Raw genomic sequence first — 13,220 nt, 5'->3', positions numbered from 1 at the left:
GTGTGGGATGGCGCGTCTCGGCGCGTGGTGGATTTTGAAATTCTGCCTGTGTCTCTGCTGGGTCGGCCGCGGGTGGATGTAACGCTGCGAATTTCTGGCTTTTTTCGCGATGCCTTTCCCAATCTAATCGACCTGTTTCACCAAGCGGTGACGGCGGTGTCCCAACTAGATGAGCCGCCCGCAGACAATCCCTTGGCAGCGCGGGTGCGGCAGGAGGCGACCCAGTGGCAGGCAGCAGGGCTGACTCCAGAACAGGCAGAAGGGCGATCGCGCTATCGCATTTTTGGCTCCAAGCCCGGAGCTTATGGGGCAGGACTGCAAGGGCTAATCGAGGCGCAAAACTGGACGACCGAAGCCGACCTGGCCCGCGCCTACATCAACTGGAGCAGCTACGCCTACACGGGGCGGGGCGAAGGCAAATCTGCACCAGAAGCCTTTGAGTCGCGCCTGAAATCCCTGCAAATCGTACTGCACAACCAGGACAACCGCGAACACGACCTGCTCGACTCTGACGATTACTACCAGTTTCAGGGCGGCATGACGGTGGCTGCCCGCGCCCTCACCGGGCGATCGCCACAGGTCTATTTTGGCGATCACGCGCTGCCCGAAAATCCCAAAATCCGCACATTGCGAGAAGAAATCGCCCGCGTCTACCGCTCTCGCGTGGTCAACCCCAAGTGGATCGAGGGCGTGATGCGCCACGGCTACAAGGGCGCGTTTGAAATGGCGGCGACGGTGGATTATCTGTTTGCCTACGACGCGACGACCCGCTGCGTGGCAGACTACATGTATGAAGGCGTGGCGCAGGCCTATATGCTAGACAAAACCGTGCAGGCGTTTGTGCAAGAAAAAAATCCCTGGGCGCTGCGCGACATGGCCGAGCGGCTGCTGGAAGCACACCAGCGGGGTCTGTGGACCCAGGTTCCGGAGGACATGCTAAACAGATTGAGGGCGATCGCCCTCCAGTCTGAAGCCCACATCGAATCCCGCCTATAGATCTCACAAAATCTCACGCAAAATCCTATACAAAACTCACAGTCACGAAAAGCGGCATTTCACGAAGGAAACATTTCACGAAGGAAAAGTGATGCACAGTTCTCGAACGTTGCCATGTGCATTACGCTTCGAGCCGATTTGAAAGCGCTACTATACAGGCAAGCTCTCTAATTTTTTGCCAGCCCTCCCCAAACACAATGACTCCCTTCCGCCGGGTTCTCACGGGCGCGGTCTTGTTCCTGATCACAATCATCGTGGCAACTGCCGGATATATGGTTGCAGGCTGGACATTTCTAGACGCGATTTATCAGGTGGTCATCACGGTCTTTGGCGTTGGCTTTGGCGAAGTCAATCCAATTACAACGCCAGCCCTGCGCTTGTTTACCATGCTGGTGATTATCGGTGGTACGTCCTCAGCAGTCTACGCCGTAGGGGGGATTGTGCAGATGATTACCGAGGGAGAAATCAATCGGGCGCTGGGAGTCAGACGCATGTTAAAAGCCATTGAAACCCTCGAAAATCACACTATTATTTGCGGCTTTGGGCGAATGGGGCAAATCCTGGCGCGGGAACTCAGCGACAAACAAAAGCCCTTCGTCATAATTGATAACGACGCAGGGCGCGTGATCGAAGCGCAGGAAATGAGCTATCTGGTCATCAGCGGCAACGCAACCGATGAAGAAGTGCTAGAGCTAGCAGGGATTCGGCGAGCCAGATACTTGGCGACCGTGCTGCCAGACGATGCGGCAAATGTGTTCATCACGCTGACATCGCGGGGCATGAACCCGGCTCTGTCTATTTTAGCGCGGGGAGAATATCCCAGCACCGAGCGCAAACTCCGCCTCGCTGGGGCAAACCATGTCGTGCTGCCCGCCACCATCTGCGCGATGCGAATGTCTCAGATGATCACACACCCCGCCTCCCTCGACCTGCTGAACCACAACGACGGCAGCAGCACCCTGAATGAACTGCTGGGAAATCTGGACATGCAGCTTGACGAGTTGCGGGTGTCTCGCGGTTCTGCCCTGATTGGCAGCTTTGTAAAAGACTTGGAAGTGCGGGGGCACGGGCAGATCGGCCGAACCTATCTGATCGTGGCGCTGCGACGTGCAGACGGAACCCTGATCATGAATCCCGGTTCTACCGTTGTGCTGCATGAAGATGACACGGTGATTGTGATGGGACACAAGGGCGACATGCCCAAGCTGGCTGAAGAACTATCGCTCAAGCGCCAGATTCGCTATCGTGGCGCAAAGCTTTAGGCTGCCACATTCGGAATGAGAGAGACGTTGATTAAGCGATTTGATGCGATGTTTTAATGCAATTTAATGCAATATCTGGGGGCGATCGCCCCGAATTTCCTGATTCAATTTGGACTATCTTTCTTAAGAAAATCTAACGTTTTTTATGAACCCATCAGCCTCTAAACCAGCACTCAGATAAGCTTCAGAGATCAATGAGATGGTTGTTATGTTGTTTCACAGGAAACACTAACACGATGAGGATTAGTAAAAAATGGGCAGTGCTAGCAGGCTTTTTGCTAGCGCTGATTACGTCAGTCTCAATTAGCTTTGCAAACACATCATCGGGATTATCTGAGGCAGAGGCTTTGCTGGCTTCTGCCGCAAGAGAATCGGGTCGTCCGAGCTATTCTGAAAGCACGGCTGTCAGGTTTAAACCGAGCGACAATGTGTATTTGAAAAGCGCATTAGCAGTTGATTTTACGCCCGACAAAGCAACTGTTACATTGCCGCTTTATCGAGGGCTTTCACCCCAAGGAGAATCTGTTTATTACATTCTGACTGAGGCTTCTGATTTTGAGGTGGCTAAAAAATTGGGCATCAATTTTGCACCCAAAATGAAGAATGTAATTGGCACGTCGGGCGCACAACCAGTAACTCTTGAAAACGGAATTATTCGGTTTCGAGGTAATGTCGATTTCTCACCTACTTATGCGGTAGAACCCGGCAGCCCGTATCCATTTCCGCCCAAGGTGGCCAATCCTGGGGCGATCGCCGATGCACAATGGTCGTCAATGGCAGTGCTGCCCAGCAACGTGGTGCTGAATGCTCAAATGGTTCACAACACCTCTGGCAGCCATGATCGCCTGGTCGATATTGACCTTGAAAAGCGAACCGCTACGATGTCCATCCTGGACGGGTTTCAGGGCGGACGGCAGTACTTCTATCATCTGGTGACGGATGTCTCCGCAGATGTTCCCTCGGTGCTAGAAAAGGGCGTTTTTGCGCCAGCGCTGGCCAACATCCCCGCCTTTGGCAAGTCACTGCCCTCTGACCAATCTGCGCTATTGGGATTTTCGCCCGTCCTCAATGGCATTATCAGTACGGATACAGGTGAACATCAGGGGTTTGCCTCCTCTTTAGCAAACAATGGCATCGACCCAATCAATGTGTTTCCCTACGCTCCGTCCAACGATGATCCCTCAGCTTCCAACAACTACAGTCCGCTGTGGGATGCCCATGTGAGCATGTGGACTGATCGGGCGATCGCCGAAAACAAAGTCAGACGCATCACCTCGTTTGAAGACCTGGAGGGATTGATCAAATCTGGCATGGTCACAAGCGCCTACATCAACCCGGAGGGGCCAGGCAATGCGTGGCTTTACGGACTGCGACCTACGCGGGCAACGATCAACTGTCCCGTGATTGCCCATCCGATTCTGTAAACCTATCAAGAGTTCCATAAAACAGTTTTCCGTGGGCGCACATAGCATACACGCCCACGGAAAATTGCTGTTCTTCTCTTGTTTTCGCTGTCGTCCTCAGTTCTTTGAGCTACTGCAAGGCGTTTGCGCCTGCCACCACCTCAAGAATTTCCTGAGTGATTGCCGCCTGACGCGCCTTGTTATAAGTCAGCGTCAGCGTCTTCATCAGTTCGCTGGCGTTGTCGCTGGCATTGTTCATTGCCGTCATTCGGGCCGCAAGTTCACTCGCCGCCGATTCTTGTAGCGCCCGCAGCAATTGGTTATTCAGATACAAAGGCAGCAGGGCGTTCAGAATCTGCACCGGATCTTGCTCAAAGATCATGTCCTGCGGGAAAGAACGCGCATCTGGTGCAGTTACCTTTTCCCGCTCCACTGCAAACTCACCGCCACGAGTCGTCAGGCGAAAGATTTCGTCATCGGGGGTTTCCAGACCTTGGGGATCAAGCGGCAGCAAGGTTTGAATCACCGGGCGAGAACTGACCAGCGACACGAACTTGGTGTAAATCAGCTCGACTCGATCCACGGTTTCCGACAGAAACAGCGACAACACCTCATCAGAAATCTTGGCAGCTTCTGCCGCCGTTGGGATTTGCTCTAGTCCCGAAAAACTAGCATCAATGGGCTGATTTCGGCGCTGGAAGTATTGCAGCGCTTTCCGTCCAACCAGGACGAAGCGATAGTTTAGACCCTCAGCCTGTAGCTCACGGGCGCGAGCTTCGGCCCGCTTGATGATGTTGCTGTTGTAGCCGCCACATAGACCGCGATCGCCCGAAATCACCAGCAGCCCAACGGTCTGCACCTCCCGCGACTTTAGCAGCGGCAGATCGACATCTTCAAACTGCATCCGCGCCTGCAAGCCATATAGCACTTGCGCCAGCCGATCGGCAAAGGGACGAGTCGCGATTACCTGCTCTTGGGCGCGGCGCACTTTTGCAGAAGCCACCAGGCGCATCGCCTCTGTGATTTTCTTGGTATTCTTGACCGACTGAATGCGATCGCGAATTGCCTTAAGGTTTGCCATAGTTAAGAGGTTAGGAGTTAGGGGTTGGGGGATTGAGTCGAAGAGGAGAGGTTAGGGGTCAGAAAAACAAACCCATGCAGATTCCTGACACCTAACCCCAGACACCTCATCCCTACTTCAGACCTGCCAGGAAGGTTTGCTTATATTCGGCGATCGCCTCTTTCAGCAGTCCTTCTGCCTCATCCGTCAGCACCTTTTGCCCTTGGACGATTTCGATGTACTTGGCCTTGCTGGTCTTCAAATAGTCGCGCAGCCCCTTGGTGAACGCAGTCACCTTTTCCACCGGAATATCATCCAGATAGCCGTTAATCCCGGAGTAAATCACAGCCACCTGCTCTGCCACCGACAGCGGCGAATACTGCGGCTGCTTCAGCAGTTCCCGCAGGCGCTGACCCCGTGCTAGCTGATCCTGGGTCGCTTTGTCGAGGTCAGACGCAAACTGAGTAAAGGCTTCCAGTTCAGCAAACTGAGCCAGTTCCAGCTTCACCTTACCCGCGACTTTCTTCATCGCCTTGGTCTGCGCCGCAGATCCCACGCGAGACACCGAAATCCCTGCGTTCACCGCCGGACGCAGACCTGAGTTAAACAGGTCAGAAGACAGGAAGATTTGTCCGTCCGTAATCGAAATGACGTTCGTTGGAATATAGGCCGACACATCACCCGCTTGGGTTTCCACGATTGGCAGCGCCGTCATGCTGCCCTCACCCAGTTCAGGGCTGAGCTTTGCAGCCCGCTCTAGCAGGCGTGAGTGGAGATAAAACACATCGCCAGGGTAGGCTTCCCGTCCGGGCGGGCGACGCAGCAGCAGCGACATCTGGCGATAGGCCTGGGCTTGTTTTGAAAGGTCGTCATACACCACCAGCGTATGCTTACCCTTGTACATGAAATACTCCGCCAGGGTTGCGCCCGTGTAGGGAGCCAGGTATTGCAGCGGAGCGGGGTCGCTGGCGTTTGCCGCCACAACGATGGTGTATTCCAGCGCACCGCGAGACTGGAGCGCATCTACCACCTGAGCCACCGTCGAAGCCTTCTGACCCACCGCAACGTAGACGCAGATCACGTCTCCGCCCTTCTGGTTCAGGATGGTGTCCAGCGCAACGGCAGTTTTGCCCGTCTGACGGTCACCAATGATTAGCTCACGCTGACCCCGACCAATTGGAATCATGGCATCGATCGCCGTAATCCCGGTCTGCATCGGCTCGTACACCGATTTCCGCTGCACAATACCGGGTGCAGGAGATTCCAGCAGGCGAGAATCAGTCGCGGCAATCTCCCCCTTACCGTCAATCGGACGTGCCAGCGCATCGACCACACGACCCAGATAGGCTTCCCCAACAGGAATCGAGGCGACTCGACCCGTTGAGCGTACAGTGCTGCCCTCCTGAATATTCAGACCTTCGCCCATCAGCACAGCACCCACACTGTCTTCTTCCAGGTTCAGCGCCAGACCAATCGTGCCGTCTTCAAATTCCAGCAGTTCGCTGGCCATAACGTTCTCTAATCCATAGACGCGGGCAATGCCGTCGCCGACCTGCAACACGGTTCCCACGTTGGAAACCTTAACTTGCTGGTCGTATTGCTCGATTTGCTGGCGAATAATGCTGCTAATTTCGTCTGGTCTAATTGCTACCATTGCGTTTTTCTCCAGTTAAACGGTGGGGGATCAGGTTGTAATACCCGTCGGGATGAAAGTAATAAATTCTTTATGGATCAAGGGGAACCAGTAAAGGCAGCCAGTTGTCCGGGGGTGCTTCCTAGCTAGAACCCATTAGCTTCAGTCCGATACGTCGCAGTTGACCCCGCAGGCTTGTGTCATACACTTGAGAACCCACCTTAATCACAACTCCACCAATCAGGTCAGGATTGATGCGAGTTTCCAGATCAACTTGCTGGGCACCCGTTAGCTCTTTGACCTTATTGCGAACTGCTTCTTGCTGGGCTTCGGTCAATTCAACAGGCGCACTGACCTCCGCCAGAACGGCTTGCTTCAGTTCGCGCAGGAGCGCCTGATACTGCTTGCAAATGTTGTCTAAGAACAGAATTCGACCCCGATCCACCAGCAGAAACAGAAAGTTGAGCGTATAGGGATGAACCTGCTCTGATGCAAGCTGGCGCAAAATGCCTTTCTTGGCATCAGGCTTAATCAGCGGGTTTGCCAGGACTTGCTGAAGTTCTTCTGATTCGGCCAGGAGCGATCGCAAGAATGCGACATCTTCACCAAAGCGGTCAATCAAATCACTGGATTTGGCAAGCGACATCAAAGCCTGTGCATAAGGCTCCGAGACTTCGGATGCTGTAATTGAATCTCTCATTTCGCTAACCTCCCAATGCCGCAATGCCGCGATCGATTAACTGCTGCTGGGCATTTTCGCTCAGTCCGCCTTTCAACCTTGCCTCGACCTGCTGGAGCGCAAGCGCTGCCACTCGCTGACGCAGTTCGTTCACAACGCGCTGCTCTTCTGCGGCGACATCCTGATCCGCCGCCGCCTGCATTCGAGCCACATCCTGCGTCGCCTGCTCTAGAATTGCGGCACTCACTGCGGCTGCCTGAGCCTCTGCTTCTGAGCGAATACGAGCCGCCTCTTCTTGAGCCTGTGCCAGCTTTTGCTGCTGCTCTGCCAGGAGAGCGGCGGCTTCCTGCTTGCGCTGCTCTGCTTCCTTGATCGAAGCTTCGATTTTCGCCCGCCGATCGCTCAGCGTTTTCCCTAAAAAGCCGCGACCAAAATACACCAAGACACCAATGATGATGGCGAGGTTAATCAGGTTTGTGTCTAGCAGGTCAAAATTCAGCCCAAAGCCGCCCTCTTCAGCCGCTTCTCCCGCTGTTGCGGCGATCGCCAACAAACTCCCTAGTATCTCCATCTGTGAATGCCCGAATCTGCGTCTTTGATTGATTCACGAGTTCAAAACAGGTCTCTGGAAAGCCAACCGAAGAGCAACGTCAACTAGCACAACACCAGAAAACGCTGCGACCCAGCGGCTTGCCCCGTCAGCGCTAGCCAAGCGCAACGCCACCCGTCACCTTTTCCAAAATCTGACGGCTCAATTCATCCACCTGCTGCTCTAAGGACTGCAATGCCGCAGCCTTTTGAGCATCTAAATCCTTTTGCGCCTGCTCTCGCTGAGCCTGAGCAATCTGCTGGGCTTCGGCAATCTTTTGAGCTGCGATCTTCTGAGCATCTGCCTCAGCCGCTGAGACAATTGCGATCGACTGGCGACGAACCTCGGCTGCCTCGGTCTCATACTGCTTAGCCAGCGCCTCTGCTTTTGCCAGACGCTCCTTCGCTTCCGATTGATTGGCGCGGATGTAGCCCTCGCGGTCATCCAGTGCCTTTCCCAACGGCTTGTAAAAAGTGACGTTGAGTACTGCAACCAGCAGCATAAACTGAAGCGCCATCAGCGGCAGCGTGGCATCCAGGTCAAACAGACCACCGCCGCCCTCTTCAGCCAGTAAGAATGTCCAATAAACCATATTCATTCGCCCCGACTAACTTTTTGGGGTTCTACTAACCAGACCATTTGCCCTAACGTCGAAAGCGCCGTCGAGGAGCGTTGCCCAAAGTTGGATACCCGGCTCGAGCGCGATCGCCCGACAACAATACACTCAAGTCCAAGACACTCAAGTCCAAGCAAGCCTGTGGCTGAAATGCTCTGCACCCCAGCCACACGGCCCACCTCTTAGGCAAAGGGGTTGGCAAACAGCAGCACCAGCGCCACCACCAGACCGTAGATCGTCAGCGCTTCCATGAACGCCAAGCTCAGCAGCAGCGTACCGCGAATCTTGCCCTCTGCTTCGGGCTGACGAGCAATCCCTTCAACTGCCTGACCAGCGGCATTCCCTTGACCAATGCCAGGGCCGATCGCCGCCAGACCTACAGCCAGCGCAGCAGCCACAACCGAAGCAGCAGAAATAATCGGATCCATGATGTTTTCCTTCCCTAAAAATTACAGAACGAGAAACACGTCAGCAAATGCGTGATCCGGCTTGCAAAATCAGCCCATGTAAAGGCGATCGCACACCTCACACAACGACCGTCGATTGCACTGACGACTGCTGCAATCGAGTCGCATGAACGGGGAATTCACACACCCCAACTGAGGATGCTAGTGCTCCTCATGCCCTTCACCGTGGTGATCCTCCATTGCCTCGCCGATGTAGGCTGCCGCCAGCGTCGCAAAGATGAGCGCCTGAATTGCACTCGTAAAGAGGCCAAGCGCCATCACGGGCAACGGCACAAACAGCGGCACCAGGAGAACCAGCACACCCACCACCAGCTCATCCGCCAAGATATTTCCGAAAAGTCGGAAGCTGAGGGAGAGCGGCTTGGTGAAATCTTCAATAATCTTGAACGGCAGCATAAACGGCACAGGCTGCACGTAGTTGCCAAAATAGCCCAATCCCTTACGGCTAAACCCTGCGTAGAAATAGGCCAGCGAGGTCAGCAGCGCCAGCGCAACCGTGGTGTTGATATCGGCAGTCGGCGCACCCAGTTCACCCTCTGGCAGCTTGAAGAGCTTCCAGGGAACCAGCGCACCCGACCAGTTGCTCACGAAGATGAACAGAAACAGCGTGCCCACAAACGGAACCCAGGGGCGATATTCCTTTTCACCAATCTGGTTTTTCGCCAGATCGCGAATGAACTCTAGCCCGTATTCCATTAGGTTTTGTAGCCCAGAGGGAACGCGCTGGATATTACGGCTTGCCAGGAACGTGACCAGCACCAAAAGGCCGATTACAAACCACGAGGTGAGGAACACCTGCCCATGCAGCTTTAGATTTCCTAACTGCCAATAGAAGTGTTTGCCGACTTCTAGCTCAGCAAGCGGAAAGGCATTGAAGACGTTAAGAGAAAGCAACGTTTCCATGAAAATGGCTTGCCCGAATTAACTGGAGGGATGCTAGGATATCTAAACCTATCCCTGTGAGGGGAGGATAGATGTCCGCAACATATAGAAAATGACCGCAGCTTTATAGGTCAGGAAGCCTAAAAAAATAGGCATAATTTGAAGCTGATTCCAGCGAGAAGCAATCAGAATCAAACCCACCAAGAGAACGAGACGAGTGTTTCCAATTCGTCCCTTTTCTCGGCCTAGCTGCTCAACGTTTCTAGCCAACATTCTCAAGTAAACCACACCTGTGCACGCTCCAATCAGGTAATTGAGAGCAATATTCAGGGAGTAGGCTGCCCACACAGAACTAAAAATGACCGCAGCCATGACAAGCGTTGTTAGCAGCAGATGGTTCTGAAGCTTGTAATATTCCTGCATGGATGCATCGGGCCGGGCTGACAGGGCGGCAGAGGAGTCGTTGCTCTCTGGAGCAGCAGGATCAGCCGGAGCGTTCGTATTGGTTTCGGGTGGGAGATCTGGCGTGGTCACGATTGAGAACCGAGTCCAGATAGGTCTTTTGGAGTCATCAGTGCATCATTGCCAACGCAGTGATGAACCGTCTCTAATCATATCATCGCAGGGTAACAATACTTAATGACGGTGATTCAAAATCATTCAATTCCTATGGAATTTCTAAACAGGATGCTTTGAAAAGATTTTAGAAGGCTTTTGCAACTGAAGATCCTGGAGGGTCAGCTTGGGGTTCGGGCTGCTGGGGTTAGCAGCAGCAGTTGTTGGCGCTGGAGGTTGCGAACGCTGTCTAGGGGCAACGGCTGGTCTTGCAGGATTTGGGCGATCGCCCTTCCGTCATTCTTCTCACAAGCCTTGAGAAAGCCCCACTCGGCCTCGCTGAGGTTGATGATCTGGTAGTCGTAGTTAAACACGCAGCGACTATCCCAGCCGTCGATGCAGGGGCTGAGGGTGGGAATGGCGCTGAGCAGGTCGGCATCCGATGACCAGTCGTAATGTTCTAACGGCGGCCGACCCAAAAAGAACTCGTAGTGGGTGATGGTGTCGGGATCGAGCAGTTCGATCAGGCGGTAACGCTGGCGATCGCCCAGACCTTCGGCTCGCTGCATCAACTCCGGCGACTTGCCCAGCAGTCGCTCCAGATCCCACACGCGAGGGTTTGAGAAGCCCAAGAATTCCAGCCCCGATGCGTCGATGAGTTCAAACAGGGTGTCGATGTTGTAGTCGATTTCCTGCGGATGCACGTACATATCGGCAAAGCACTCATCTTTTTGGTTTTCCAGCGACCAGCGCTCCTGTTCGCGCCGCACCAGGCGGTTGTTTTCGGGCAGGCTGGCAAAGATGGCTCGCCCTAGCTGCACGCCGTCGGCATAGTCGCCTCGGCGATCTTGCTGGAGGAGGGCGATCGCCTGCTGCATCAGCTTGATTTCCCAGCGCCCCAATTCCCCATAGACAAAAATGTGCATCATGCCGCCGGGAGCCAGCTTTTTCGCCAATGCCTGAATCCCGCGAATCGGGTCAGGCAGGTGGTGCAGCACGCCGACGCAGTTAATCAGGTCAAACTCGCCCGGTAGCTGATCCGCATCGTACAAACTCCGGTGGTGAAAGGTCGCGCGATCGGCCCCAGACCGCCGACACCGCTCCTGCGCCACCGACAGCGCCCCCGCGCTCAGGTCAATCCCCGTCACCTGCGCTTGCGGATTTAGATGCACCAGATATTCCGTCCCCACGCCCGTCCCACAGCCCGCATCCAAAATCCGAATATCCTGCCGTGCGGGTCTGCGTCCGGTGCAAAAGCTGTAGGCTGCTAGCCAGTTCCAGCGCCAGTTATAACCCGGTGGCGGTTCATCCAGCAGCGGCTCTGGGGGAAACGGATAGGTGTCATATAGCCGCGCAACCGCCGCGCTCACAGCCTGAGAATCGGACATAGAAGAGGAATTGGATAGGAAGGGCAATCCGAATTATAGGGGGTTGGGGGTGTGGGAGGGGGGGAATCGTTTGAACCCGAAGACTGGGGATGAGGCGAATTGGGTTACCGCTTGCCTCTTAAGATACAAGGAGAGAGCGCGGCGCGAGGAACGGGAGCCAGGTCTTGATTGTCTTCTCTACGCGATGTGCAACTTTCAATCTGCCCTCATCCCCCAGCCCCTTCTCCTGACTTGGGAGAAGAGGAGCAAGAGCGGCTTGACCTTCTTCTGTTCAAGCCTTTTTTCTGCCTCGCTTTCGATAAACCAATACCCCCAATCCCTCTAAACCTGTGTCCAAAGCCCGCTCACTTGCCGGAATCGCTGGAATTGTTGCCATTGCTACGCTGCTGAGCAAGGTGTTTGGCTTGTTTCGCCAGCAGGCGATCGCCGCCGCCTTTGGCACGGGCCCCGTGTTTGGCGCATTCAACTTTGCCTATGTAATTCCGGGCTTTTTGCTGATTTTGCTGGGCGGGATCAACGGACCCTTTCACAGTGCGATTGTCAGCGTCTTGTCGAAGCGCAAGCAAGAAGAAGTCGCGCCGATTGTGGAAGGAATCACGACGCTGGTGGTCAGCATTTTGCTGCTGGTGACGGTGGGCTTAATTGCGTTTGCAGAGCCAATGATGAGCTTGGTGGCTCCGGGTCTGTTTCTCTCGGCGGCCGATGCGGCGCGGGAGGGGATGTCGCCGGAAACCTATGCCACGCTCCAGCAGACGCGAGACATTGCCATTCAGCAGTTCAAGATTATGGCTCCGATGGCGGTGCTGGCGGGGCTGGTGGGCATCGGCTTTGGCGCGTTGAATGCGGCCAATCAATACTGGCTGCCGTCCATCAGCCCGCTGTTTAGCAGCGTCACGGTGCTGCTGGGGTTGGGGGGACTGGCGTGGTATCTGGGCGATCGCATTTCTGATCCGCAATACGCCATGCTGGGCGGCGCGGTGCTGGCCTGGTCTACCCTAGCCGGAGCGCTGCTGCAATGGCTGGTGCAGCTACCCGCCCAGTGGAAATCCGGATTGGGCACGCTGCGACCCCGGTTCAACTTCAACGATCCGGCCGTGCGCGAAGTGATCAACGTCATGGGCCCGGCGACGTTTTCTTCGGGCATGATGCAGATTAACGTATGGACGGATCTGTTTTTCGCGTCCTTTATTCCCAACGCGGCGGCGGCCGTTTCGGCAATGGGCTATGCAGGGCTGCTGGCGCTGACCCCCCTAGGCATTTTGTCAAACGTCATCCTGGTGCCGCTGCTGCCCGTGTTTTCTCGCCTCACCGCGCCGCAGGACTGGCCCGACCTCAAGCTCCGCATCCGTCAGGGACTGATCACCACGGCTCTGACCATGCTGCCCATCAGCGCCCTGATGATCGTGCTGGCCGTCCCCATTTCGCGGGTGGTCTACGAGCGCTATGCCTTCCGCCCCGAAGACTCGCTGCTCACCGCTACCGTGCTGATGGCCTATTCCGTCGGCATGTTTGTGTATCTGGGGCGCGACGTGCTGGTGCGCGTGTTTTATGCCCTGGAAGACAGCCTCACGCCCTTCCGCATTAGCATTGCCAATATCTTCTTAAACGCGCTGCTGGACTTTTTGCTAGTGCGTCCCTATGGCGCGGTGGGGCTGGTGCTGGCGACCGTCGGCGTGAACCTGATTTCGAT

The 13,220-nt window shown here is 55.1% G+C and carries 13 protein-coding genes; 4 read left to right on the top strand and 9 right to left on the bottom strand.

What is annotated here, in order from left to right:
- The 3 genes from IGS51_RS11700 to IGS51_RS11690 form a co-directional block, all read left to right on the top strand.
- On the top strand, positions 1-996 hold a 996-nt coding region (locus IGS51_RS11700), incomplete at its 5' end, for a cobaltochelatase subunit CobN (protein WP_297078556.1).
- A 197-nt stretch (positions 997-1,193) separates the two neighbouring features.
- Positions 1,194-2,258, top strand: coding sequence for a TrkA family potassium uptake protein (locus IGS51_RS11695; protein ID WP_297078555.1), 1,065 nt, complete (start codon positions 1,194-1,196; stop codon positions 2,256-2,258).
- A gap of 596 nt (positions 2,259-2,854) precedes the next feature.
- Positions 2,855-3,682: a hypothetical protein gene (locus IGS51_RS11690; RefSeq protein WP_297078554.1), complete on the top strand. Its 828-nt coding sequence runs from the start codon at positions 2,855-2,857 to the stop codon at positions 3,680-3,682.
- A gap of 109 nt (positions 3,683-3,791) precedes the next feature.
- Here IGS51_RS11690 and IGS51_RS11685 read toward each other — a convergent pair whose 3' ends face one another.
- From IGS51_RS11685 to IGS51_RS11645, 9 genes are all read right to left on the bottom strand, one after another.
- The gene (locus IGS51_RS11685) at positions 3,792-4,742 is read right to left on the bottom strand and encodes a F0F1 ATP synthase subunit gamma (protein WP_297078553.1); all 951 of its coding nucleotides are present in this window, start codon (positions 4,740-4,742) and stop codon (positions 3,792-3,794) included.
- Between the two features lie 112 nt (positions 4,743-4,854).
- Positions 4,855-6,375, bottom strand: coding sequence for a F0F1 ATP synthase subunit alpha (gene atpA / locus IGS51_RS11680; RefSeq protein WP_172354845.1), 1,521 nt, complete (start codon positions 6,373-6,375; stop codon positions 4,855-4,857).
- 121 nt (positions 6,376-6,496) lie between these two features.
- On the bottom strand, positions 6,497-7,054 hold the full coding sequence (atpH, locus tag IGS51_RS11675; RefSeq protein WP_297078552.1) for an ATP synthase F1 subunit delta: 558 nt from the start codon (positions 7,052-7,054) through the stop codon (positions 6,497-6,499).
- Between the two features lie 4 nt (positions 7,055-7,058).
- The gene (locus tag IGS51_RS11670) at positions 7,059-7,604 is read right to left on the bottom strand and encodes a F0F1 ATP synthase subunit B (protein ID WP_297078551.1); all 546 of its coding nucleotides are present in this window, start codon (positions 7,602-7,604) and stop codon (positions 7,059-7,061) included.
- A gap of 133 nt (positions 7,605-7,737) precedes the next feature.
- Positions 7,738-8,214, bottom strand: coding sequence for a F0F1 ATP synthase subunit B' (locus tag IGS51_RS11665; RefSeq protein WP_172354851.1), 477 nt, complete (start codon positions 8,212-8,214; stop codon positions 7,738-7,740).
- A 206-nt stretch (positions 8,215-8,420) separates the two neighbouring features.
- Positions 8,421-8,666 carry an ATP synthase F0 subunit C gene (atpE, locus tag IGS51_RS11660; protein WP_172354853.1) on the bottom strand — a complete coding sequence of 82 codons (246 nt, stop codon included), beginning with the start codon at positions 8,664-8,666 and terminating at the stop codon, positions 8,421-8,423.
- 180 nt (positions 8,667-8,846) lie between these two features.
- The gene (gene atpB / locus IGS51_RS11655) at positions 8,847-9,599 is read right to left on the bottom strand and encodes a F0F1 ATP synthase subunit A (RefSeq protein WP_068515974.1); all 753 of its coding nucleotides are present in this window, start codon (positions 9,597-9,599) and stop codon (positions 8,847-8,849) included.
- A gap of 57 nt (positions 9,600-9,656) precedes the next feature.
- Positions 9,657-10,121, bottom strand: coding sequence for an ATP synthase subunit I (locus IGS51_RS11650; protein WP_297078550.1), 465 nt, complete (start codon positions 10,119-10,121; stop codon positions 9,657-9,659).
- A 203-nt stretch (positions 10,122-10,324) separates the two neighbouring features.
- Positions 10,325-11,530, bottom strand: coding sequence for a bifunctional 2-polyprenyl-6-hydroxyphenol methylase/3-demethylubiquinol 3-O-methyltransferase UbiG (locus IGS51_RS11645; protein ID WP_297078549.1), 1,206 nt, complete (start codon positions 11,528-11,530; stop codon positions 10,325-10,327).
- Between the two features lie 329 nt (positions 11,531-11,859).
- Here IGS51_RS11645 and murJ point away from each other — a divergent pair.
- A partial coding sequence (gene murJ, locus IGS51_RS11640) for a murein biosynthesis integral membrane protein MurJ (protein ID WP_297078548.1) occupies positions 11,860-13,220 on the top strand: 1,361 nt, incomplete at its 3' end.

This window comes from Thermoleptolyngbya sp. M55_K2018_002, assembly GCF_015295965.1.
Classification (GTDB): domain Bacteria; phylum Cyanobacteriota; class Cyanobacteriia; order Elainellales; family Elainellaceae; genus Thermoleptolyngbya; species Thermoleptolyngbya sichuanensis.
This window is presented reverse-complemented; position numbering and strand designations above follow the sequence as displayed.

Coding starts and splice junctions, on each gene's coding strand:
- atpE (WP_172354853.1), bottom strand. CDS start 8,666: ATGGATCCGATTATTTCTGCTGCTTCGGTTGTGGCTGCTGCGCTGGCT.
- IGS51_RS11690 (WP_297078554.1), top strand. CDS start 2,855: ATGAAGAATGTAATTGGCACGTCGGGCGCACAACCAGTAACTCTTGAA.
- IGS51_RS11695 (WP_297078555.1), top strand. CDS start 1,194: ATGACTCCCTTCCGCCGGGTTCTCACGGGCGCGGTCTTGTTCCTGATC.
- IGS51_RS11645 (WP_297078549.1), bottom strand. CDS start 11,530: ATGTCCGATTCTCAGGCTGTGAGCGCGGCGGTTGCGCGGCTATATGAC.
- IGS51_RS11670 (WP_297078551.1), bottom strand. CDS start 7,604: ATGGAGATACTAGGGAGTTTGTTGGCGATCGCCGCAACAGCGGGAGAA.
- atpH (WP_297078552.1), bottom strand. CDS start 7,054: ATGAGAGATTCAATTACAGCATCCGAAGTCTCGGAGCCTTATGCACAG.
- IGS51_RS11685 (WP_297078553.1), bottom strand. CDS start 4,742: ATGGCAAACCTTAAGGCAATTCGCGATCGCATTCAGTCGGTCAAGAAT.
- IGS51_RS11665 (WP_172354851.1), bottom strand. CDS start 8,214: ATGGTTTATTGGACATTCTTACTGGCTGAAGAGGGCGGCGGTGGTCTG.
- atpA (WP_172354845.1), bottom strand. CDS start 6,375: ATGGTAGCAATTAGACCAGACGAAATTAGCAGCATTATTCGCCAGCAA.